General features: G+C 63.5%; 17 protein-coding genes. 5 read left to right on the top strand and 12 right to left on the bottom strand.

Annotated features, from left to right (window positions below):
- Window positions 1-45 precede the first annotated feature (45 nt).
- The 4 genes from purH to RE4_RS06515 all read right to left on the bottom strand — a co-directional run bounded on the left by purH (window position 46) and on the right by RE4_RS06515 (window position 5,057).
- Window positions 46-1,605 carry a bifunctional phosphoribosylaminoimidazolecarboxamide formyltransferase/IMP cyclohydrolase gene (gene purH, locus RE4_RS06530; RefSeq protein WP_020908644.1) on the bottom strand — a complete coding sequence of 520 codons (1,560 nt, stop codon included), beginning with the start codon at window positions 1,603-1,605 and terminating at the stop codon, window positions 46-48.
- A complete protein-coding gene (gene purN / locus RE4_RS06525; protein ID WP_078377377.1) occupies window positions 1,598-2,317 on the bottom strand; it encodes a phosphoribosylglycinamide formyltransferase in 720 nt (239 codons plus the stop codon). Before purN ends, purH begins: the two co-directional genes overlap by 8 nt.
- 6 nt (window positions 2,318-2,323) lie before the next feature.
- Window positions 2,324-3,868 (bottom strand): cell division protein PerM, encoded by a 1,545-nt coding sequence (locus RE4_RS06520; protein WP_081098309.1) that lies wholly within the window; start codon window positions 3,866-3,868, stop codon window positions 2,324-2,326.
- A gap of 121 nt (window positions 3,869-3,989) precedes the next feature.
- Window positions 3,990-5,057, bottom strand: coding sequence for a DUF5336 domain-containing protein (locus tag RE4_RS06515; RefSeq protein WP_060938220.1), 1,068 nt, complete (start codon window positions 5,055-5,057; stop codon window positions 3,990-3,992).
- 86 nt (window positions 5,058-5,143) lie between these two features.
- Between RE4_RS06515 and RE4_RS06510 the strand changes: the two genes are divergently transcribed.
- Window positions 5,144-5,779, top strand: a complete 636-nt coding sequence (locus tag RE4_RS06510; RefSeq protein ID WP_060938219.1) for an IMPACT family protein — start codon at window positions 5,144-5,146, stop codon at window positions 5,777-5,779.
- 42 nt (window positions 5,780-5,821) lie between these two features.
- Here the strand turns inward: RE4_RS06510 and sucD are convergent, their stop codons facing one another.
- The 3 genes from sucD to RE4_RS06495 all read right to left on the bottom strand — a co-directional run bounded on the left by sucD (window position 5,822) and on the right by RE4_RS06495 (window position 9,930).
- A complete protein-coding gene (gene sucD, locus RE4_RS06505) occupies window positions 5,822-6,724 on the bottom strand; it encodes a succinate--CoA ligase subunit alpha (protein WP_003946432.1) in 903 nt (300 codons plus the stop codon).
- Between the two features lie 15 nt (window positions 6,725-6,739).
- Entirely contained in the window at window positions 6,740-7,909 is a 1,170-nt protein-coding gene (sucC, locus tag RE4_RS06500) for an ADP-forming succinate--CoA ligase subunit beta (RefSeq protein ID WP_019744753.1), read from the bottom strand.
- A gap of 179 nt (window positions 7,910-8,088) precedes the next feature.
- The gene (locus RE4_RS06495) at window positions 8,089-9,930 is read right to left on the bottom strand and encodes a hypothetical protein (RefSeq protein WP_238076524.1); all 1,842 of its coding nucleotides are present in this window, start codon (window positions 9,928-9,930) and stop codon (window positions 8,089-8,091) included.
- Window positions 9,931-10,162: 232 nt separating this feature from the next.
- On the opposite strand from RE4_RS06495, the gene RE4_RS06490 reads away from it, so the two are divergent.
- Window positions 10,163-11,185, top strand: a complete 1,023-nt coding sequence (locus tag RE4_RS06490) for a M23 family metallopeptidase (RefSeq protein ID WP_020970357.1) — start codon at window positions 10,163-10,165, stop codon at window positions 11,183-11,185.
- Between the two features lie 78 nt (window positions 11,186-11,263).
- Here the strand turns inward: RE4_RS06490 and pcrA are convergent, their stop codons facing one another.
- The gene (pcrA, locus tag RE4_RS06485) at window positions 11,264-13,756 is read right to left on the bottom strand and encodes a DNA helicase PcrA (RefSeq protein WP_060938217.1); all 2,493 of its coding nucleotides are present in this window, start codon (window positions 13,754-13,756) and stop codon (window positions 11,264-11,266) included.
- Between the two features lie 316 nt (window positions 13,757-14,072).
- Between pcrA and RE4_RS06480 the strand changes: the two genes are divergently transcribed.
- Window positions 14,073-14,399 (top strand): chorismate mutase, encoded by a 327-nt coding sequence (locus RE4_RS06480; protein WP_019744757.1) that lies wholly within the window; start codon window positions 14,073-14,075, stop codon window positions 14,397-14,399.
- A 74-nt stretch (window positions 14,400-14,473) separates the two neighbouring features.
- Here RE4_RS06480 and RE4_RS06475 read toward each other — a convergent pair whose 3' ends face one another.
- A complete protein-coding gene (locus RE4_RS06475) occupies window positions 14,474-15,928 on the bottom strand; it encodes an NAD-dependent succinate-semialdehyde dehydrogenase (protein ID WP_024487185.1) in 1,455 nt (484 codons plus the stop codon).
- A 92-nt stretch (window positions 15,929-16,020) separates the two neighbouring features.
- On the opposite strand from RE4_RS06475, the gene pgi reads away from it, so the two are divergent.
- Window positions 16,021-17,676 (top strand): glucose-6-phosphate isomerase, encoded by a 1,656-nt coding sequence (pgi, locus tag RE4_RS06470; RefSeq protein WP_021345178.1) that lies wholly within the window; start codon window positions 16,021-16,023, stop codon window positions 17,674-17,676.
- Between the two features lies 1 nt (window position 17,677).
- On the opposite strand, the gene RE4_RS06465 is transcribed toward pgi, so the two are convergent.
- Window positions 17,678-18,490: an FAD:protein FMN transferase gene (locus RE4_RS06465; protein ID WP_020970361.1), complete on the bottom strand. Its 813-nt coding sequence runs from the start codon at window positions 18,488-18,490 to the stop codon at window positions 17,678-17,680.
- Window positions 18,491-19,382: 892 nt separating this feature from the next.
- Here RE4_RS06465 and RE4_RS06460 point away from each other — a divergent pair.
- Window positions 19,383-19,826 (top strand): helix-turn-helix domain-containing protein, encoded by a 444-nt coding sequence (locus RE4_RS06460; protein WP_019744761.1) that lies wholly within the window; start codon window positions 19,383-19,385, stop codon window positions 19,824-19,826.
- A gap of 13 nt (window positions 19,827-19,839) precedes the next feature.
- Here RE4_RS06460 and RE4_RS06455 read toward each other — a convergent pair whose 3' ends face one another.
- Window positions 19,840-20,658, bottom strand: coding sequence for an ABC transporter permease (locus RE4_RS06455; protein WP_019744762.1), 819 nt, complete (start codon window positions 20,656-20,658; stop codon window positions 19,840-19,842).
- Window positions 20,618-21,469 (bottom strand): ABC transporter ATP-binding protein, encoded by an 852-nt coding sequence (locus RE4_RS06450; protein ID WP_021332293.1) that lies wholly within the window; start codon window positions 21,467-21,469, stop codon window positions 20,618-20,620. Before RE4_RS06450 ends, RE4_RS06455 begins: the two co-directional genes overlap by 41 nt.

The following is a 21,469-nucleotide window of genomic DNA, read 5'->3' as shown; positions in this document are numbered from 1 at the left end:
CCGAGCTCCCGTTGAGGAGTCGAGGCCCGCTACCGAAGCAGAAAGTCAGTGCGCGAAGTGGCGCGCACCGGTCAGATAAAGAGTGACACCGGCTTCCTTGGCCGCGGCAATCACCTCGTTGTCGCGAACCGAACCACCCGGCTGCACAACAGCCTTGACGCCGGCGTTGAGAAGAACCTGCAGACCGTCGGGGAACGGGAAGAACGCGTCCGAGGCCGCAACCGAACCTACGACGCGGTCACCGGCTCGCTGAACAGCAAGATGCGCTGCATCGACGCGGTTGACCTGGCCCATACCGACGCCGACGGACGCGCCGCCGGAGGCCAGCAGGATCGCGTTTGACTTCACCGATCGGCTGGCACGCCAAGCAAATTCGAGGTCAGCGAGAGTCTCGGCATCTGCAGCCTCACCGTTGGCGAGAGTCCAGTTGGCCGGGTTGTCGCCGTCAGCGTCCAGAACGTCGCGCTGCTGGAGCAAGGTACCGCCAGAGATCGGACGCAGTTCGATTCCGGTAGCGGTCGGAGCCGCAGCCTTCAGAACACGAATGTTCTTCTTACGCTGCAGAACCTCGACAGCCCCGTCTTCGTACGAGGGCGCGATGACAACCTCGGTGAAGATATCGGCGATCTGCTCTGCCAGTTCGACGGTGACCTCACGGTTGGCTGCGATGACACCACCGAAAGCACTGACCGGATCGCAAGCATGCGCCTTGCGGTGAGCGTCGGCAATGTCGGTGCCGATGGCGATGCCACACGGGTTGGCGTGCTTGATGATTGCGACGGCCGGATCAGTGAAGTCGTAAGCTGCACGCCACGCTGCGTCGGAGTCCGTGTAGTTGTTGTACGACATCTCCTTGCCGTGCAACTGCTCCGCCTGAGCCAAACCTGCAGGCGCAGCCGGGTTTTCGTACAACGCAGCATCCTGGTGCGGGTTCTCGCCGTAGCGAAGGACAGCGCTGCGGTTCCAGGTAGCACCGACCCAGGCCGGGAACAGCGAACCGTCCTCGTCAGCTGCGATCGTGCCCGTCATCCAGCTCGCAACAGCGACGTCGTACGACGCAGTGTGCTGGAACGCCTGCGCCGCAAGCACAGTGCGCTCACGCAAGGTGAATCCGCCACCGGCAACGGCAGTCAGGACATCGGCGTAACGAGCCGGATCGACCACGACGGCAACCGACGGATGGTTCTTGGCTGCAGCACGAACCATCGACGGGCCACCGATGTCGATCTGCTCGACGCACTCGTCCGGGCTAGCGCCCGAGGCAACCGTCTCGGTGAAGGGGTACAGGTTCACGACGACCAATTCGAAGGTCGCGATGCCGAGTTCCTCGAGCTGAGCGAGGTGATCCGGCTTGCGGGTATCGGCGAGAACGCCGGCATGGACGCGCGGATGCAGCGTCTTCACGCGGCCTTCGAGGCATTCCGGGAATCCGGTCAGAGCCTCGACCGGCGTCACGGGGATTCCGGCGTCGGCAATCTTCGACGCGGTCGAACCGGTCGAGACCAACTCGACACCGGCCTCGTGCAGGCCCGTGGCCAGCTCGATCAGACCACTCTTGTCGTAGACGCTGACAAGTGCACGGCGCACAGCCTTGCGTTCACTCACTGGGGATCACGGCCTTTCGTCCATCGGAAACCACTCCGCGCGTAGCAACAGCGGCGATGACGTCCGCCAACAACCGTCGCTCCACAATTTTGATGCGTTCATGCAACGAAGACTCGGTGTCGTCGTCATGCACCGGCACAGCTTCCTGCGCCAAGATCGGCCCGGTATCAACTCCGCCGTCGACGAGATGCACCGTGGAACCGGTGACCTTCACGCCGTACGCCAGAGCGTCGGGAACCGCGTGCGCGCCGGGAAAGGCAGGCAGCAACGCGGGATGAGTGTTGATGATTCGGCCGCCGAAACGCGCGAGAAAGCTGGGGCCGAGGATTTTCATGAAACCTGCACTGACCACGAGATCGGGTTCGTGCTCGGCCACCGCTGCTGTCAGCGCCTCGTCCCAGGCGGCACGATTTTCATAAGTCTTGATCGAGACTTTGAAGGACTGGATCTTCGAATCCGCAGCGTGCTCGGCGGCGAGGCAGTCACGATCTACCCCGACGGCAACGATCTCGGCGGGGTATCCCTCGGCGTGCGAAGCCTCGATCAGCGAAGTCAACAGGGTTCCCGCGCCGGAAGCGAGTACGACTACCCGCGCGATCGAGTCGCGAAATTGGACCCCGTCGGGCATTGTCGGCTGCGGATTGTCGGCCGAGGCAGTCAGCGCACTACTCCTGAGAACTGGAAGATGATGCGGCCGGAGTATCGGCCGCATGACAGCCTAGTCGCTGGACTTCTGCGGCTTCGAGGGCAGGTCGGTCTCCGGCTCGGCCCCGGCTGCGGAGTCGGCTGTGGGGTCCGCCTCGGGTGCCGCGACAACCTCGGCGTCGACTACTTCGATCTCGACGGTTTCCTCTGTCACTACCTGCACGGGTTCGCCTGATTCCTCGACGATTTCCGCTTCGACGACCTTGGTGACAACGACCGCAGATTCCTGGGCCAGCACTTCGCCCGAGTTCTCGTCGTCCTCGTCTTCCGGTGTGGCCGCAGCCGTGATCGCAAGTTCGGGCTCGACTGTTCGAGCCGGTTCAGCCGTCGGGGGCGCAACCTCGTCCTTCATGTGTCCGCGGTGTGAGAACCACATCGCGAACAGCGCCGAGACCGTTCCGAACAATCCCAGCCACGCAAAGGTCAGAAGACCGAAGCCCCACCACAGGACCTCGACGGTGCCGAACTGCCCGAGGTCTCCCCCGGCAGCAAGAGCGAGCAGCGCCATGACGACGCCGGCTCCGGCAGCTGCCGTCAGCACTGCGAGCACACTGTCCTGCCCGGCGATGCGTCGAGCGCAATCACGGCCGAGCATCATGCCCACCGCTGCCGGAACGATCAACAACACGGGCCAGATTCCACCGGCGACGCCTTCCGGAATCGCTCCGAGAAGGGGCAAGGGTGGCAGGTCACCGCCGATGTTGCCGAACACGCTGATGGAGACATTGCCGAAATCGGCCGTCGATCCCGTCATCACCGCGGCTGCGCCGACCACGAGGTTCGGCAGATAGAGCAGCGACAACACCGTTAATCCCAGTACGCCGACAAACCCGTTGCCGCGCGCGAGTAGGTCACCGACCGTCGACCACGACACGAGTAGTGACACCACGACGGCCACGGCGCCCGCAGCCAACAGCGCTGCCGACGCAGCCGTTGCCGGTCGAACAGCAGCAGATGCCCACGGCGGAATCTCGGCGACGACCCGATCCCAGTGCGCAGCAGCAACACCGACGGACGCGGCGATCAGGTGAATCCCGGCGACCCAGCCGAAAGCAGCCAACGTGTTGGGGCTAGACAGCGGAATGGCTGCGGAGGCGTCGGCAACCACGGCGAGAGCGATTGCCGTGATAGTCAACGGTCCGGCCACCGCGGCCCCCACCAGGCGGAGGGTGTCGTCACGGGAGTCGGTGTGCACCGCAGTCGACGCGCATCGGCGTGCAACCACCCACATCATGACGGCCGTCGGAAGCAATGGCAGTACACCGAGTTGGACGCCGCTGATAGTCGCCGGCACCTGGTGGATGACCAACCATGTGGTGGCAATGGCGCCGAAGGTTCCGGTCAGGTCGCTGCTCGCCGATACCAAGGTGACCACAACGACAGCCGCGATCAGCAGCATCGTCAGACCCGACGGCCGGAAGGCGACCGTCAGCAGCTTGCGCGCCAGGTCCGGGTTCGGTGCCGGGCGACCGCCGCCGACGCGGCCGCCGCCAGTACGACCACGTCCGGGTCGTGAGGACGCGGGACGGGACCGGGTGCCATCAATCAAAGAACTCATCCCCTCGAGGGTTTCACTCGATAGTGCGCCGCGCACTCAGGCGCGCCGTCGGGCTCACGGAATGTGGCCTCCACCCGCAGCGGGTCGGAGGCCACATTCATGTTCGTGAAACGAAGTAGTACTACTGCTGACGCTCGTCGGGGTTCTGCGAGCCGAAGACCTTGGTCTCGGCCGCGGAATCGCTGCTGCCCTGGTCAGGCTCAGCAGACGGCGTCGGCGCTTCGAAAGTGGGCGGCTCGAAGCCCGTCGGCTGCTCGGTCGAGCCAGTCTGCTGCTGGTTGTACGGCTGGCCGTAACCGCGCGGGGCGGTGAACTGATCCGACGAGTAACTCGGGTTCGGCTGACTCGCGGGCTGCGAGGTCAGCGGATAGTAAGACGACGTCGTCGCGGCCGACGAGTCGGTCTGCGCGGGATTCTGCACCGGGTTCTGACCGTAGGGAGACGCAGTCTGGCCGTAAGGCGGCTGCGAAGCAGTCGGGTCGGCGGGGGCGGCGTGCGCTCCCCCGTATCCCTGCTGCTGCGCCTGCCCGTACTGCGGGTTCTGCTGGTACTGGCCCGGCTGCTGAGCCTGCTGCGGCTGGCCGTACTGAGCCTGTCCGTATCCCTGTGGCTGACCTGGCGCCTGCCCCGGCGCCTGGCCCTGGGGCTGGCCCTGGTGCTGGCCATAGCCCTGCGGCTGACCGTACTGCTGAGCTACCGGACGCGGCGCGGGAGCCTTCAGGATTCCGATCTCGAACAACAACGCGGCGACTGCGACGACCGTCTGCACGAACGAGAGGATCAGCACGATGATCAGACCCCAACCGAGGCTGATGTCGACGTAGTCGCTGGTACCTACGGAGAACGCGGCGAACACCAAAGCGAAGAAACCCGTGAGGGTGAGCGCTGCGGCAATGCCTGCATACGACTGCTTCGGGAGGAGCGATACGCCTGCGACCACACCGCCGGCGAAAACGAATCCGAGGCCGTAGATGCTCGACTCGAAGAAGCTCGAACTGGTGTCCAGACCGCTACCGATGCCGCTGCTGCTTCCACTGATCGACGTGAAAGGCGCAAAACCGAGTAGGAAATTGATCAGGCCGAGTGCCGCGACGGCGATGAGCAGGATGAATCCGAGATTCTTGGTTCCACCGCCCGCTGCCGGCTGATTCGGTGGCCCGAAGCTGGGCCCTTGCGGCGTGAACGTCATGACTTCTCCTCGTAGACGGTCTTCGATGGTTACCAGCGTATGTGTCTCGACTTCGCACGCTAACACCGACAGGAGACAATGGGCAGATGCCCTTCACCCTCGCGCCCGGCGCCGACCATGTCGTCGAAACCGAGGTGAAGCACTCACGATTCATCGCCGCGCTTCGCCGGATCGACGACGCCGAAGCCGCCACGGAGTTCGTCGCGGAGCAGAAGTCGCTGTATCCCGATGCGCGCCATCATTGTTCGGCTTTCGTGATCGGATACGAAGCGAACTCACGCGTCGAGCGTGCACACGACGACGGCGAACCAGGCGGGACAGCTGGGGTGCCGATGCTTCAGGTTCTCAAGTCTCGAGATCTGGTCGATGTGATTGTTGTCGTCACGCGCTACTTCGGCGGAATCAAGCTCGGCGCCGGTGGATTGGTCCGCGCGTATTCGGGAGCCGTCTCGGTTGCTCTCGATTCGGCCGAGCTTGTGGCCAGGGAGAGGATGATCCTGCGCACTTTGGCGATCCGGCACTCAGAGGCCGGTCGGGTGGAAGCGGAACTGAGAGCGCGGGGCGTCTCGGTGCTCGGAACTGCGTATGGATCGAAGGCGGTGATGACGCTCGCCGCCGGTGACGCCGACGATCTCGACTCGATCGTCGCATCCATCACATCCGGTGCCGGGCAGTTGGAACCTGCCGGGTCGATGTGGGTCGATACCACTGTGCGTGGTTAAGGAGTCCGGAGACTCCCTAACCACGCACGGGGGCGAAGCCCCTTACAGGGACTGAAGAATCTCGCGAGCGAGAGCAGCAGTGGCGGACGGCGTCTTGCCGACCTTCACGCCTGCAGCTTCGAGAGCTTCCTGCTTTGCCTGAGCCGTTCCCGAGGAACCGGAGACGATGGCGCCTGCGTGGCCCATGGTCTTGCCTTCGGGAGCGGTGAAGCCAGCCACGTAGCCGACGACCGGCTTGGTGACGTTGGCCTTGATGTAATCGGCTGCACGCTCTTCCGCGTCGCCACCGATTTCACCGATCATCACGATGACCTTGGTCTCGGGATCCTTCTCGAACGCCTCGATGGCGTCGATGTGGGTGGTTCCGATGACCGGGTCGCCGCCGATGCCGATGGCGGTGGAGAAGCCGAAGTCACGGAGTTCGTACATCATCTGGTAGGTCAGGGTGCCCGACTTGGAGACCAGGCCGATGGGGCCGGTGCCTGCAATGTTGGCGGGCGTGATGCCGACGAGGGCCTCACCCGGGGTGATGATGCCGGGGCAGTTCGGTCCGATGATGCGCGTCTTCTTGCCCTTGGACTCGTTGTACGCCCAAGCGTAAGCGGAGTCCTGAACCGGGATGCCCTCGGTGATGACCACGAGGAGCGGGATCTCCGCGTCGATGGCCTCGACGATGGCGTCCTTCGAGAAGGCCGGGGGAACGAATGCGATGGAGACGTCTGCGCCGGTCTCCTTGATTGCCTCTTCGACCGTCGCGAAGACGGGGAGCTCGACAGGGGAACCGTCAGCAGCAACGTGCGAGACCGTGGTGCCGGCCTTGCGAGCGTTGACGCCGCCGACGACCTGGGTGCCGGCCTTGAGCATCAGAGCGGTGTGCTTGGTGCCCTCGCCGCCGGTGATGCCCTGGACGATGACCTTTGAATCCTTGGTGAGGAAGATTGCCATTGTTCTGTGAGTCCCTTACTTCGCTGCGTGAGCGAGTTCGGCGGCCTTGTCGGCGGCCTCGTCCATGGTTGCGACGACCGTGACCAGCGGGTGGTTGGCCTCGGCGAGGATGCGACGACCCTCTTCGACGTTGTTTCCGTCCAGGCGAACGACGAGCGGCTTGTTGGCCTCGTCGCCCAGGGTCTTCAGTGCGCCGACGATGCCGTTGGCAACTGCGTCACACGCGGTGATGCCGCCGAAGACGTTGACGAACACGCTCTTGACCTGTGCGTCGTTCAGGATGACGTCGAGGCCGGCAGCCATGACTGCAGCGGAAGCTCCGCCGCCGATGTCGAGGAAGTTGGCGGGCTTGACGCCACCGTGGTTCTCGCCGGCGTATGCGACGACGTCCAGGGTGGACATGACCAGGCCTGCGCCGTTGCCGATGATTCCGACCTCACCGTCGAGCTTGACGTAGTTGAGGTCGTTTTCCTTGGCCTTGAGCTCGAGGGGATCGGTAGCGTCGCGATCCTCGAATGCCTCGTGGCCGGGCTGACGGAACGCTGCGTTCTCATCGAGGGTGACCTTGCCGTCGAGGGCGAGGATCTGATCGTCAGGCGTGCGAACGAGGGGGTTGACCTCGACGAGGAGTGCGTCCTCGTTGATGAAGACCTCCCACAGCTTCTGGATCGTGACGGCCGCTGCGTCGAGCACCTCTGCGGGCAGCTTTCCTGCCTCGGCGATGCTGCGCGCGAACGCGAGGTCGACGCCCTTGACTGCGTCGACGGGGATCTTGGCGAGAGCGTCGGGGTTCTCCTCGGCGGTGACCTCGATCTCGACGCCACCCTCTACCGAGCACATGGCCAGGTAGGTGCGGTTGGTGCGGTCGAGCAGGAAGGAGATGTAGTACTCCTCGGCAATGTCACTTGCCTCTGCGACCAGCAGCTTCTTGACGACATGGCCCTTGATGTCCAGGCCCAGGATTGCCTCGGCGTTTGCCACTGCGGCATCCACGTCGGGCGAGTACTTGACGCCACCGGCCTTGCCGCGGCCGCCTACCTTGACCTGTGCCTTCACCATCACGGGCTTACCGATTTCTTCGGCAATCTCGCGTGCGCCGGCGACTGTGTCTGTAACACGTCCAGCCGAAGTCGGCACTCCGTGCTTGGCGAAGAGTTCCTTCGCCTGGTATTCGAAGAGATCCATCTGCTCACCGTCTCGTCTGCGTTGTCACCCGCTCGAGGGGTAGGAGCGGGTCTGTTCTGGACTTTAACCAGTTGCCGCGTTCGGTTTGCGCCCGCACTGATGCTATGTGGCCCAAGTCACGCGCAAATGCGCAATGAGGCACGCCTCACCGATCGAGCAAGGTGGCCACACCGAATTTGTCAAGCATCAGTCTCACTGATTCTTGCGCTCGAGAACGCTGCAACGAGAAGCAACACTATGCCCGTGGCCGCTGTGATCGCACCCACCCCCACGGTTGCGTCCGATATGCGCGATGACGTGAGCGGCCACTCACTGACGTACACCAGAGCTGCCACGGCAGATCCGATCAGCAATGCCGCGCCTCGAGCCGGCCGCGCAGACGCTGCGATCACAGCGGCGATCACGACGGTGACGCCGACGAGCAGTTGCCCCCAGACGTCAATTCCCCACGGCCACTCCAGAACTGACGCCGCTGTGTAGGCATCACCCCGATAGAGGGGAAGCGCGGTCCCGATCAGGACTGCGACTGCGCCGATCCCACCGACGAGAAGCACCAGCCCTCTCGAACCGCCGTCTACCGACGTGTCGACGTCTTCACGTTCTGCGCTTCCCGCCAGCCAGACGAGCAGTCCCGTCGCCGCAGCGAGGAGAGCCGCGCCACAAAGAACGAAGGCGCCGGCACCTAACCCGACGCCTGGAACGTCCGTCGCGATGACCGCCGACTGCATGACAGCCGCGACGCCCATCACGACGGTGGTCCACAGCACTCCGACGGCCGGACGCACCACGGCGGCGCGGCCCGGGGCAAACAGGCCCAGCGCGGCGAGGAGCAATACGGCAGCCGCGAGCAGGACAACTCGAGACGACAGCATCGACGGCTCCGGGATTCCATCCGGCAACGACAGGACAGGCAAAGCCGAGCCGACGCCCGCAACAGCCGCAGTGATGATTGCGGCGGTACCGGCAACGCGGTGAAGTCTGTTCACCCGCGCTTGCGCCGCCCGGGACTGAGCCACCATCGCTGCCTTGAGCGCACCCTTTGTTGTCTTCGCAGGCGCGCGGACCACACTTTCAGCGGGAATCGCATCCGTTTCACGCCTGGATGCGAGGTAAGGCGCTGAAACTCCGATCACGACGATGACCACGGCGGCCAGTGCCCCGACCACGGATCCCGAACCGACGCCGATTCGATCGCCGGCCGCGAACCCAGCCATCACCCTGGTTCCACTGACTGCGAGTGCGCCGAGACCGACACCGATCAAGGCGCCGCAGCCCACCGGTAGGGAGATGGACGTCAATGCCGCCGCGACCGCAACGAGCACCGCGACGCCGACCAATCCTGTACCGACGGCAGTGGCCGACGCAGAGTCGACGAGCGGTTTGACCAGAAAGATCGGATCCTGCGAACTGAAGGAAGGACCGAACAGGGAGAGGACGAAAATCACAGCAGCCAGAATCAGCAGCGCTGTCGGCCACGCGCCGATCCGTCCGCCAACCGATCGCCCGTCGAATTCCGCGGCGCGAGCGCTGCCGTATCCGTCCCGTTCCGATTCACGATGGACGGCGACAAGTCCGAGCACCCCGGACAGGACAAGAAGGCAGTGTCCCGCGAGCGCGAGATAAGCGCCAGGACCCGCATCGATCGAACCCGCCGAAATCGGACGGAAAAGGTCCAAGCGGTTTGCATCGATTGCGTCGACGAACAACTGGACGTCGAGAATTGCCGCTCCGAGCGACACCGCCCCGATACCGGCCAGGAGTCCACCGGCCAAGGCGGGCCTGCGGCCCGAGGTGAGCACTGCAACCAACGGCACGATGATCGTGCAGACGGCCGCGAAGAGAGCGGCAGAAGCAAGAGCCCCCGTCGTGTCGACCCCGCGGCCACTCCCGACTCCGACGACGGGACTGGCCGCCACTCCGACGGCACCGAGCAGTCCGATTACCGCCGCGAGTGGCGCCCCGGACTTCACTCCGGGGTCGTCGAAACGCGCCTGCGACGTAGTTCCAGGTGTTGTGGACACTCGATCGACGGTAGTGCCTGAATGGACCGGTGATCCGGTTGTGACACGCGTGATCACGAAACGAGATGATTCGTCCGTTTTGCCCGTATCGACATATTCCCAGGTCAAGCTGTGAGGCACGTCACATAATCGGACAGGTTTCCGCTACGGCTTGCGCCCATCGCAATCATTTCGTTACCGTCAGTCGGTCTAAGTCACGGGCTGATCACGAACTCGAGGAGAGAACCGGCATATGCATCACCGCAGCCAGTTCACCGCTAGTAGGTTCTCGAACTCAGCTCCAGACGAGGTCACGACCACTTATCCAACGCACTCGGCCAGGCGTTACACCGAGACCAAAAGTTCTGAGATCTCTACCGATATGTTCACTCGAAATTCATCCTCCACGTCGTCAGATTCCGACTCTCACGAGTTCGTCGAGTCCGACGTGATCAGCACCCCCACTTACGCCTCTTCCGCACCGACAGTCGATGTCGAATCTCCGGTTCGCCGCAGCGGTGCTCACCGACTCCCCACCCCTCCCTCTGCTCTCAAGGGCCGCGCCGCCGTTCTGGCAGTTGCAGCCGGCGCAGTTGTCGCCGCGGGCCAGGCAGTTGTCAACGACGGTTCCTCTTCCGCCGCCGACCACTCGGAAGTTGCACTCGCCAACGAGTCCTCCGCGATCGGCACCACCGCAGAACCGCAGGCCGCTCAGTTCGCTCCGGCCACCTCCACGGCAGCCACCACCGAGGCCGACGCTCCCCAGGTCCTCAACGTCGCAGCACCGACCGACCTCTCCCAGTTCAGCAACCTGCTTGCCAAGGGCCAGCGTTTCAGTGACGAGCGCGCAGCACGCGAAGCAGCTGCCCGTCGCCCGCTGTTCGTCCTGCCGGCAGTCGGCACGTTCACGTCCAACTTCGGCACCCGCTGGGGCACCCTGCACGCCGGCGTCGACATCGCCGCCCCGATCGGGACGCCCATCGTCGCAGTCGCCGACGGCAAGGTCATCGATTCAGGTCCGGCTTCCGGATTCGGCATGTGGGTACGCCTACAGCACGCAGACGGAACGATCACCGTCTACGGCCACATCGACACGTCCACCGTCACCGTCGGTCAGCAGGTCATGGCCGGCGACCAGATCGCCACTGTCGGCAACCGCGGCTTCTCCACCGGCCCGCACCTTCACTTCGAGGTTCACCTCGCCGGCGAGAACAAGATCGACCCCCTCCCTTGGCTCGCATCACGCGGCATCAGCCTCGGTATCGAGCAGGACTGACCGCAAGCCCAACGCTTCTGACAAAAACTTCCGGCCCGCACCTTTCCAGGTACGGGCCGGAAGTTTTTTGTCTGTCTTCTACAGCTTGACCATCGGCACACCGCCGATGAGCATCAACCGCACCTTGCCCGCGCTACCGAAGTCGATGGTGACCGTCGCGGTGGGTCCGGTGCCCTTGGTTTCCAACACGGTGCCCAGACCGTACTTGTCGTGACTGACGCGGTCACCCGTGGCAAGGACCAGAACGTTGTTGCGGCCACGCGCGGCACCGAAACTGGGAGTCGACGCAGCCTTGCCGGAGCCTCCCCCGTAGTTCTGCCCGCCACCGTATCCCTGGCCGCCCTGGCTGCCGTATCGGCTTCCGCTGCCGTAACCCGGCCTGCCGCTTCCGAATCCACCACCGGTGCCCGGATCCTCACGGCGCCAATTGATCAGGTCCTCCGGGATCTCCTGGATGAACCGCGACGCCGGGTTCTGGATCGGTTGTCCCCAAGCCGAACGCATGATCGCGCGCGTCAGGTACAGGCGCTGCCTGGCACGGGTGATGCCGACGTAAGCGAGTCGACGCTCTTCGGACAGCTCTGCCGGATCACCGAGGGCGCGCATGTGCGGGAACTGCCCGTCCTCCCAACCGGTGACGAAGACGACCGGGAACTCGAGGCCCTTGGCGGTGTGAAGCGTCATCATCGTCACGACGCCGTCGTCGGAGTCCGGCAGTTGATCGGCGTCGGCGACAAGTGATACCCGTTCGAGGAAGGCGGCGAGCGAACCCGGATCGGGTTCGCCTTCACGCATTGCTGCGGTTTCCTCGTCGTCCGGATCGATCAGTCCGGCCGCGTTTCGTGCGTCGGAGCTGAATTCTCTTGCCACGCTGACAAGTTCATTCAAGTTGTCGAGCCGCGCGCCGTCCTGTGGATCGCTGCTGGCCGCAAGCTCGGCGCGGTAGCCGGTTCGCTCGAGCACCGCCTCGGCGACCTCACCGATGTCACCGAGTTCGAAGGGTTCGTCCTCGTCGGCGGCCGGTGTCGGCAGCAGGGCCCGCAGCCCGTCCATCATCTCGAGGAACGACGCGATGGCCTTCTGTGACCGCGTATTGAGCAGCGCCACTTTGCCTTCCGCGCCGTCGCGCAGTGCGGCGGCGAAGCTGATGTTGCGATGCTCGGAGTGCACGGCGACACAGGCTTCGGCTCGATCACCGATACCGCGTCGTGGCGTGTTGAGAATGCGTCGCAGGCTCACAGTGTCGTCTTCGTTGGCGAGGACGCGCAGATACGCGACGATGTCCCGAACTTCCTTGCGCTCGTAGAAGCGAACGCCGCCGACCACCTTGTACGGCACTCCGAGTCGAATGAAGATCTCCTCGAGCGCGCGTGAGGAGTTGTTGGTCCGGTAGAACACCGCGATGTCGGCGAATTTGGTCTCGCCCTGGTCCACCAGCCGATCGATCTCCGAGGCGACAAAAGATGCTTCGTCGTGCTCGTTGTCTGCAACGTAGCCGACGATCAGTTCACCTTCACCCGAATCGGTCCACAGACGCTTTTCACGTCGGCCGGTGTTCTTGGAAATCACGGAGTTGGCCGCAGACAGAATGTTCTGCGTCGAACGGTAGTTCTGTTCGAGAAGGATGGTCCGAGCGTCCGGGTAGTCGCGTTCGAACTCTTCGATGTTGCGGATAGTGGCTCCGCGGAATGCGTAGATCGACTGATCGGCGTCACCGACGACGCACAATTCGGCCGGGGCAACGGCATGGTCGGACTCTCCGGCACCGCCGACCAGTTCACGCACCAGCATGTACTGCGCGTGGTTGGTGTCCTGGTACTCGTCGACGAGCACGTGACGGAAGCGACGGCGGTAGTACTCGGCGATCTGGGGAAACGCCTGGAGAAGCGCAACGGTCTCACCGATGAGATCGTCGAAGTCGAGTGCGTTCGCCGCACGCAACCGCTGTTGGTAATGGCCGTAGACCTTGGCGATCAGTCGCGGCAGTTCGGCCGGATCCTGATCGGCTGTGACAACCGCCTCTTCCGGTCCGACGAGTTCGTTCTTCAGGTTGGAGATGTGAGTGGCGAGAAGCCGCGCGGAGAATCGTTTGGTGTCGAGCTCGAGGTCCTTCGAGATCATCGTCAGCAGTCGACGCGAATCGTCGGAATCGTAGATCGAGAAATTCGAGTTCAAACCGGGCAGGAGCGCCGCCTGTGCTCGCAGGATGCGCACGCAACTGGAGTGGAACGTCGATACCCACATGGCGTTGGCACGCGGTCCGACAAGAGCTGCCACACGCTCGCGCATCTCGGCCGCAGCCTTGTTGGTGAACGTGATGGCCAGGATCTGACCGGGGGTGACACCCCGTTCGGCCAGCAGATAGGCGATGCGACGCGTCAGTACTGCCGTCTTGCCCGAGCCGGCGCCCGCGACGATCAGCAACGGCGAACCGGCATGGACCACGGCCTCGCGCTGTTGCGGGTTGAGACCCTCGAGGAGGGCGTCCGGACCCGCGCCATGTCCCCGCGCGCCGCCCCCGTCGTGCTGGGAATGTCCGTCGTGCTCACCGAGTGCTGGGTACGTGTTCATCGCCTGTCCACGGTACCGGCGTCCACCGACACGGTCGTCAGTGCGTCCACCTGCTGGTAGAGGCACTTGGATTACCTGTGTCGAGCATGGCAAACTGGACGCTATGTTCAGCATTTCCGTTCGCGACAACACGGCCGACCCCGTCGGCCCGCTGTGGCGTTACTTTACGTGCCCCGGACCTCGGTGCACGTGATCTGAACAGCTCACCCGCCCCTGGTCCGAATCGGATCCGGGGCATTTTCGTCAGTGTGCCTGGATCGGTAACGACCCGAGCCGAGACCACGATCCACGCAGTAGGAAGAGGAGACGAATAGCAATGAGCACCCAGGCTGCAGCCCCCAATGGAAATACTGTAAATACTGTAAATACTGCTCCGACAGACGTCGAGATCCCCCAGAGTGAGGCGGAGATCGACGAACTACGGAAAGAAATCGACCGTCTCGACGCCGAGATCCTCGCGGCCATCAAACGCCGCTCCGAGGTCTCCCAGATCATCGGCCGTACCCGGATGGCATCGGGTGGTCCGCGTCTGGTGCACAGCCGAGAGATGAAGGTCCTCGAACGGTTCAACGAGCTGGGCCAGGAAGGCCACACCCTCGCGATGCTGCTCCTGCGCCTGGGCCGCGGACGCCTGGGCCACTAGCGCACACCCAGATCACTTGCGAACGGCTACATCGGATGCCTCTGGCAGTCCCGATGTAGCCGTTCGTGTGTGTATCAGTTCTCGAGCGCGATGTACTTCGTGTTCAGGTATTCCTCGATCCCCTCGGTCCCGCCCTCGCGGCCGAATCCGGATTCCTTCACACCGCCGAACGGCGCTGCCGCGTCCGAGATCACTCCTCGGTTGACGCCGATCATTCCTGATTCCAGTGCATCGGAGACCCGAAGCGCACGGTCGAGATCCCTCGTGAAGATGTACGCAGCCAATCCGAACTCGGTGTCGTTGGCGGCCGCGATGCCTTCGGCTTCGGTGTCGAAGCCGGTGATCGCGGCAACGGGTCCGAACACCTCTTCCTTCAGTATCCGCGCGCTCGCCGGAACGTCGGCCAACACGGTGGCCGGATAGAAGTACCCCTCACCACCTGGCGCTTTACCGCCCAGTCGAACCTTCGCCCCGGCATCCACCGCATCTGCAACCAACTCTGCGACCGTGTCGAGCTGGTTCTGGTTGATCAGCGGGCCGAGCTTCGTCTCCGGGTCGGTACCCGGTCCCATCGTGAACGCCGCCATCTTCTCGGTCAGCTTGGTCGTGAACTCCTCACGCACGGCGTTGGCGACATGGAACCGGTTGGCGGCGGTGCAGGCTTCGCCTCCGTTGCGAAGCTTGGCCAGTACCGCACCCTCGACTGCCTTGTCGACGTCCGCGTCGTCGAACACGACGAAGGGCGCATTGCCACCCAATTCCATCGACGTGCGGAGCAATCGCTTCGCGGACTTCTCCACCAGCATCTTGCCGACGCCGGTGGACCCGGTGAAGGTGAGCTTGCGCAGTCGAGGGTCGTCGATGAGAGGGCCGGTCACTTCACCGGATTTCGATGTCGGCAACACCGAGAGGACTCCGTCGGGCAGCCCTGCTTCGGCCATGAGTTGAGCGAGCAGCAGCATCGTCAACGGGGTCTCCGAGGCGGGCTTGACGATGATCGTGCAGCCGGCGGCCAACGCCGGTCCGATCTTGCGGGTGCCCATCGCCAACGGAAAATTCCAGGGAGTGATGGCCAGACACGGTCCGACCGGCGCCTTGGTGACAAGGATCCGGCCGTTGCCCGCCGGCGCCGGCGTGTAGCGCCCGCCGATGCGAACGGCCTCCTCGCTGAACCACCGGAAGAACTCGGCGCCGTATTTGACCTCGGCACGGCTCTCGGCGAGTGCCTTGCCCATTTCGAGGGTCATCAGCAGCGCCACGTCCTCGGCGCGCTCGGTGATCTTCTCGAAGACGGCTCGCAGAATTTCACCACGCTCGCGCGCAGGTGTGCTCGCCCACTTCGACGAGACGGCCACGGCTTCGTCGAGAGCGCGCAGCGCGTCCGCGGGGCTCGCATCGGCGACGTCGGTCAACGATTTTCCGGTCGCCGGATCCGCCACCGGGAAGGTCGCGTTGTTCTCCGCGGGCACGAACCGGCCGCCGACGAACAACTGGGTGGGAACTGATCGAATGAATTCGAATGTGTCCATGGGTTCCATGATGCTCGTCGGAGCCGCGTCCGTCTGCCCGCCAGCGAGACTCACGCGGAAGTTTCCAGCTTGTGCCACTAAAGTCGATGATCGTGAGCACTGACATCACCGGAACCTCAGCCTGGCAGAAACTGCGCGCTCATTACGCCGACATCGAAGGCGTTCACCTGCGAGAACTCTTCCAGGACGATCCAGCCCGCGGGCGAGAGCTGACGATCGACGCCGGTGATCTTCACATCGACTACAGCAAGCATCGCGTCAGCCGCGAGACTCTCGCGCTACTCGTCGAGCTGGCCCGCGAGGCCGGCGTCGAGGCACGACGCGACGCGATGTTCGCGGGCGATCACATCAACAGCTCGGAAGACCGAGCCGTGCTGCACACAGCACTGCGTCTGCCGAAGGATTCTGCTCTGACCGTCGACGGTCAGGACGTCGTCGCGGACGTTCACGAAGTTCTGGACGCGATGGGCGCTTTCGCGGATCGGGTGCGCAGTGGCGAGTGGACGGGCGCCACCGGCAAGCGCATCCGCACCATCGTCAACATCGGCATCGGCGGTTCCGACCTCGGGCCCGTGATGGTCTATCGCGCGCTACGGCACTACGCGGACGCCGGGATCAGCGTTCGGTTCGTCTCCAACATCGACCCGGTCGACCTGGTCGGGCAGCTCGACGACCTCGATCCGGAGACGACGCTCTTCATCGTCGCGTCCAAGACGTTTTCCACCCTCGAGACGCTCACCAACGCGACGGCGGCAAAGCGTTGGCTGTTCGCCGGTCTGGGCAGCGAAGACGTCTCGGCCGTAGCCAAGCATTTCGTCGCAGTCTCCACCCATGGTGATCGCGTGGCGGAGTTCGGCATCGACACCGCGAACATGTTCGGATTCTGGGATTGGGTCGGCGGGCGCTACTCCGTCGACTCGGCGATCGGACTGTCGGTCATGTGCGCCGTCGGACCCGTTCGTTTTGCCGAATTCCTCGACGGTTTCCACCAGATCGACACGCACTTCCGAAACCAACCGCTCGAGCAGAACGCGCCGGTTCTCCTCGGGCTCATCGGGCTCTGGTACTCCAACTTCTTCGGCGCTCAGTCCCGCGCAGTGCTGCCCTACTCGAACGACCTGTTGCGCTTTCCCGCGTACCTGCAGCAGCTGACCATGGAGTCCAACGGCAAGTCGGTTCGCGCCGACGGCTCACCGGTGACCACGTCCACCGGTGAAATCTTCTGGGGCGAGCCGGGAACCAACGGCCAACACGCGTTCTATCAGCTCCTGCATCAGGGCACGTGGCTCGTGCCCGCCGATTTCATCGGCTTCGCGGAATCCACCGACGATCTGCCGACGGCGGACGGCACCGGATCCATGCACGATCTGCTCATGAGTAACTTCTTCGCTCAGACAAAGGTTCTCGCCTTCGGCAAGACTGCCGAAGAAATCGCTTCAGAGGGCACGGCCCCGGAGTTGGTGCCGCACAAGGTGATGCCAGGCAACCGGCCTTCGAGCACCATCCTGGCCAAGGAATTGACGCCCTCGGTCGTCGGTCAGTTGATCGCACTCTACGAGCACCAGGTATTCGTCGAAGGTGCTGTGTGGGGTGTCAATCCGTTCGATCAGTGGGGCGTCGAACTCGGCAAGACGCAGGCACTGGAACTGGGACCTGCACTCTCCTCCGAAGAGGCACCCGGCGACCTCGGCGACACGTCCACCGACGCACTCGTGCACTGGTACCGCAAGGAGCGCGGACGGGCCTGATTCACGCGGCAGCAGGGCCGAACCAACTCTCCGTCGCGTACACACGTCCGGATCGGTCGACGAGCCGAGCGCGAAGCTCTTGCTGTTCAACCCATTTGATGGCGCTGATACCCCGGATCAACGCTGCTTCGCTCGCTGCGTACGCCCACACCGCGTCGTCCGCTATCACCGAGACTTGCGCCCATTCCGTGGAGGGACGCTCCTGGTTCGGCTCCCAGGAGGGCAGCTCTACCGCCCGCGCCGTCGCCATCGCGGTTCCGTTGATCAGTTCGACTTCCTCGCTGCCCGGCACCGGAATCTGCCAGCCACCGGCCGGTGCATGGCCGGCCGTGGCGATCACGTCGCCGATCCGTACGGCAACACCACATTGCAGTTCGGCAGCCACGATCTGCGCGGCGCGATCGACGGTGTCTGCCTTGGCAACTCCGGTAATGTCGAACGACGCACCCCAGGGCGCGTACACCACGTCGCCGTCGAGCTGTACGTCCTCGAACGTCGGGGTCGGGTGGACCGGAGGGATGGACTCGTCCTCGGAGTAGTTGTCGGCAAGCGGATTGACTGCGCCGCCGGTCATACGGGCCGCCCACAGCGCCGACCGCAAGAGAGCAGACATACGCCGAGTCACTTTGACCGGAGTTCCCTGAGCGAGGTTGACGGCGTGAATCTCGGCGTCGCCCCGGCGAAGGTCGCACACCGCCTCGGTCTCGTCGATGGCAGCTGCGATCAACGCGTGTGCAGTGGGCAGCGCAGCGCCTTCGGTGACATCCACCTCCACGGCGGAATCCCACATCGCCCACTTCTCGACACTGACCATGTCAGTCCTGCCCTTCGAACACACCGCGTTGTAACCAGTATGCGCCGGTCAGCAAGCCCCGTGCCATAAGCCGCTTCCGAGGCCGAGGCACGCATCCTGCAGGAGGAGCAGCGCACGGCAGGGGCTGATGGTAGATCTGTGCGACAGAATTGCCGCCCTCCCTGTGCAAGCCGCGTAGTCCTTCGAAGGGTCCTGACACGCACCCGATGTCGACGGACGTCGACTACTACCGGCGCAGCGGGCTATTCCGATCCGAAAGACGCAGAGGCGACGCTCGACATGTCGTGCCGAGACGCTGCGCCTCGAGCTCGGTCTGCCGCAAAACACGTCCGGGCGACGCTGATTTCACCGCAGGAGATAGCGGCGACTGACGAGAAGCACTGTGTTCCAACGTCGATGACATACCAATCGGCCGCTTTCGACGCGCGCCACTTTCGACAGGTCGACACACCTGCCCGCTCACTCTCGACTGCCGAGAAAAATACGCGCCCATCACTACGCGCGAGCGTCGAGCAGAGCACCGAGAAAGAGTTCCGAACACGCGGCGCGCCAACCGCCGGAGAGAGTGACGTCCGGCGCCCGGCGGCAGCGCTCGCACGTTACAGACAGGGCCACGATGCATCGACGCAGCTACATAGGACCGGCCGAAAGAACCTGCAGCGCAACGGCGTAACCACTGACATTTTGCTTATACGCCACCCGCACGCCCGTTGGCAAAACGAACGGTCAGTACGCGGCGTAAATCACATACTTTACAAAGTCTTTGGAATCTCTCCGCGCCAAATATCCGCAGGTGAAAGGACTTTCGACCGGAGTCCGGAATAACCGTGTCGTCTACTATGTGAAAACTGCGAAGTAGCTGTGACGCTGGGTCACGCTCGAGGGAGGAATTGTGACCGATTCATTCAAGGACCGCTTGAACGCCTTGTACCCGGCCACAGCACCGAGACTCACCAACGCACAAGTTGTGGAAGCCCTTTCACAACGCGGATGCAAGATTTCGACACCGTACCTCTCTCAGCTCCGGAGCGGTGTGCGCACAAATCCGTCAGAGCAAGTCGTTTTGGCATTGGCCGATTACTTCGGCGTAGCAGCAGAGTACTTCTTCGGCCCGACGCCTCGCCAAGATCCCGAACTGATTCCGGAAGAAGACCGTTCGGTTGTCGAAGAGTTCCACGACAGCGAATTGCGTTCTCTGGCTATGAAAGCGGTCGATCTCTCCCCTGAATCGCAGGACCTACTCTCGTCGATTGCGGAGAAACTTCGCTCGTCCGAAGGACTCCCGGCCGTACCTCCGGATTGCAGCACGTACGCCCCACCGTTCACTCGTGACTGATCCAGCGCGAAGATCAGCGAGTCAAGCGGCCCAATAGTGCCGAGGCGGTGACGATTCCGAGCAGCGCTGCCCCGATCAGCACGCCGAAGTCGACGACATAGTTGGTCGGCATTCCGATGAGTAGACCGCGCAGTGCTGACACCTCGTAGCTCAGCGGGTTGATGCGGCTGAGCCACTGAACCCACGTCGGCATGAGTTCGACCGGGTACAGCGCGTTGGACGCAAAGAACAATGGCATGGTGATTGCCTGCCCGATGCCCATCAATCGATCTCGTTTGAGCACGATTCCCGCGATCGCGACCGACAAGCAGGCAAAGAACGCTGAACCCAGGACAACGACCAATACGACCCCGAGCAGTTTGAGCGGGTTCCACGTCATACTCACGCCCAACAGCGCCGCCACGATGACGACCACCATTGCCTGGGCGACTGCGCGGATCCCGGCGGCGAATGCCTTACCTGTCACCAATGCTGCGCGCGGCGTCGGCGTGACCATCAATTTGGTGAGGACTCCCGCGTCACGCTCCCAGATGATCTGGATTCCGTAGAAGATCGCAACAAAAAGAGCGGACTGCGCAATGATGCCGGGCGCGAGAAAGTCGAGATACGGTACGTCGCCAGTCGGGATCGCTCGGATATGACTGAACGTCTGGCCGAAGATCACCAACCAGAGGATCGGCTGGATTGCGCGCGTGACCAATTCAGATCGGTCGTGCCGCAACTTCTGAACTTCCACGAGGCAGAATGTGTAAATTCTCGAGAGCAATCGAGCGAAACCGTTGGTAGTGGGATCAGCCCAAGCGGCGCGCTGTGCGACGGGCACTGCGGACATCGCGGAGACCTCCTGACTTGTCGCCGGTGAGGTCGTCGCCGGTGTAGTGACGGAACACGTCTTCGAGAGTGGCCTCCGGCCCCAGTTCGGCGGCCAACGCGCTCGGCTCGCCCACCGCTCGAAGTTCACCGTGATGCATCAACGCAACACGATCACACAGCTCCTCGGCTTCTTCCATGTAGTGCGTCGTCAGCAGCACAGTCATGCCGTACTGCTTCTGCATCTCCGCCACTCGCTGCCAGACGGATTCGCGGGCAATGGGATCCAGCCCCACCGTCGGTTCGTCGAGTACCAGCAACGACGGTCGGTTCACCAGCGCCTGCGCAAGTTCGAGACGTCGCACCATACCGCCGGAGAAACTCGACGCCAGACGATCACCTGAATCGAGCAGGTCCACCATCTCGAGCGCCTGGTCGACGCGCTCGCGTCGTTCGGACCGCGGAACGTCGTACAGTCGCGCGAACCAGGTCACGTTCTCGCGTGCGGTCAATGCGCTTTCGATCGAGAGCTGTTGTGGCACGTACCCGAGGTAGCGCCGAATGGTCATCGCCTCGGTACGAACTGAGCGACCGAGAATCCGAATATCACCGTCTTGCAGAGGAAGTAACGTGTTGAGCAATCTGATCGTCGTAGTCTTTCCTGCACCGTTGGGACCGAGCAGGCCGAAGCACTCCCCCGCGTTGATGACCAGACTCAGGTTGTCCACCGCGCGGTGGTCGCCGAACTTGTATGTAACCGAGTCGATCTCGACCGCGTGTGCGCCGGGGTCGGGTGAACCTGCCGCTCGGCTCTTCCACCACTGTGTCAGCAT

Origin of the sequence: Rhodococcus erythropolis NBRC 15567, assembly GCF_001552595.1 — a bacterium.
Taxonomy (GTDB): domain Bacteria; phylum Actinomycetota; class Actinomycetes; order Mycobacteriales; family Mycobacteriaceae; genus Rhodococcus_F; species Rhodococcus_F erythropolis.
This window is presented reverse-complemented; position numbering and strand designations above follow the sequence as displayed.

What these genes read in the sequence shown, in the direction of transcription:
- purN (WP_078377377.1), bottom strand. Translation starts at nt 2,317, where the DNA reads ATGCGGCCGATACTCCGGCCGCATCATCTTCCAGTTCTCAGGAGTAGT.
- RE4_RS06520 (WP_081098309.1), bottom strand. Translation starts at nt 3,868, where the DNA reads ATGAGTTCTTTGATTGATGGCACCCGGTCCCGTCCCGCGTCCTCACGA.
- RE4_RS06515 (WP_060938220.1), bottom strand. Translation starts at nt 5,057, where the DNA reads ATGACGTTCACGCCGCAAGGGCCCAGCTTCGGGCCACCGAATCAGCCG.
- RE4_RS06510 (WP_060938219.1), top strand. Translation starts at nt 5,144, where the DNA reads ATGCCCTTCACCCTCGCGCCCGGCGCCGACCATGTCGTCGAAACCGAG.
- sucD (WP_003946432.1), bottom strand. Translation starts at nt 6,724, where the DNA reads ATGGCAATCTTCCTCACCAAGGATTCAAAGGTCATCGTCCAGGGCATC.
- sucC (WP_019744753.1), bottom strand. Translation starts at nt 7,909, where the DNA reads ATGGATCTCTTCGAATACCAGGCGAAGGAACTCTTCGCCAAGCACGGA.
- RE4_RS06490 (WP_020970357.1), top strand. Translation starts at nt 10,163, where the DNA reads ATGCATCACCGCAGCCAGTTCACCGCTAGTAGGTTCTCGAACTCAGCT.
- pcrA (WP_060938217.1), bottom strand. Translation starts at nt 13,756, where the DNA reads ATGAACACGTACCCAGCACTCGGTGAGCACGACGGACATTCCCAGCAC.
- RE4_RS06480 (WP_019744757.1), top strand. Translation starts at nt 14,073, where the DNA reads ATGAGCACCCAGGCTGCAGCCCCCAATGGAAATACTGTAAATACTGTA.
- RE4_RS06475 (WP_024487185.1), bottom strand. Translation starts at nt 15,928, where the DNA reads ATGGACACATTCGAATTCATTCGATCAGTTCCCACCCAGTTGTTCGTC.
- RE4_RS06465 (WP_020970361.1), bottom strand. Translation starts at nt 18,490, where the DNA reads ATGGTCAGTGTCGAGAAGTGGGCGATGTGGGATTCCGCCGTGGAGGTG.
- RE4_RS06455 (WP_019744762.1), bottom strand. Translation starts at nt 20,658, where the DNA reads ATGTCCGCAGTGCCCGTCGCACAGCGCGCCGCTTGGGCTGATCCCACT.
- RE4_RS06450 (WP_021332293.1), bottom strand. Translation starts at nt 21,469, where the DNA reads ATGCTGACACAGTGGTGGAAGAGCCGAGCGGCAGGTTCACCCGACCCC.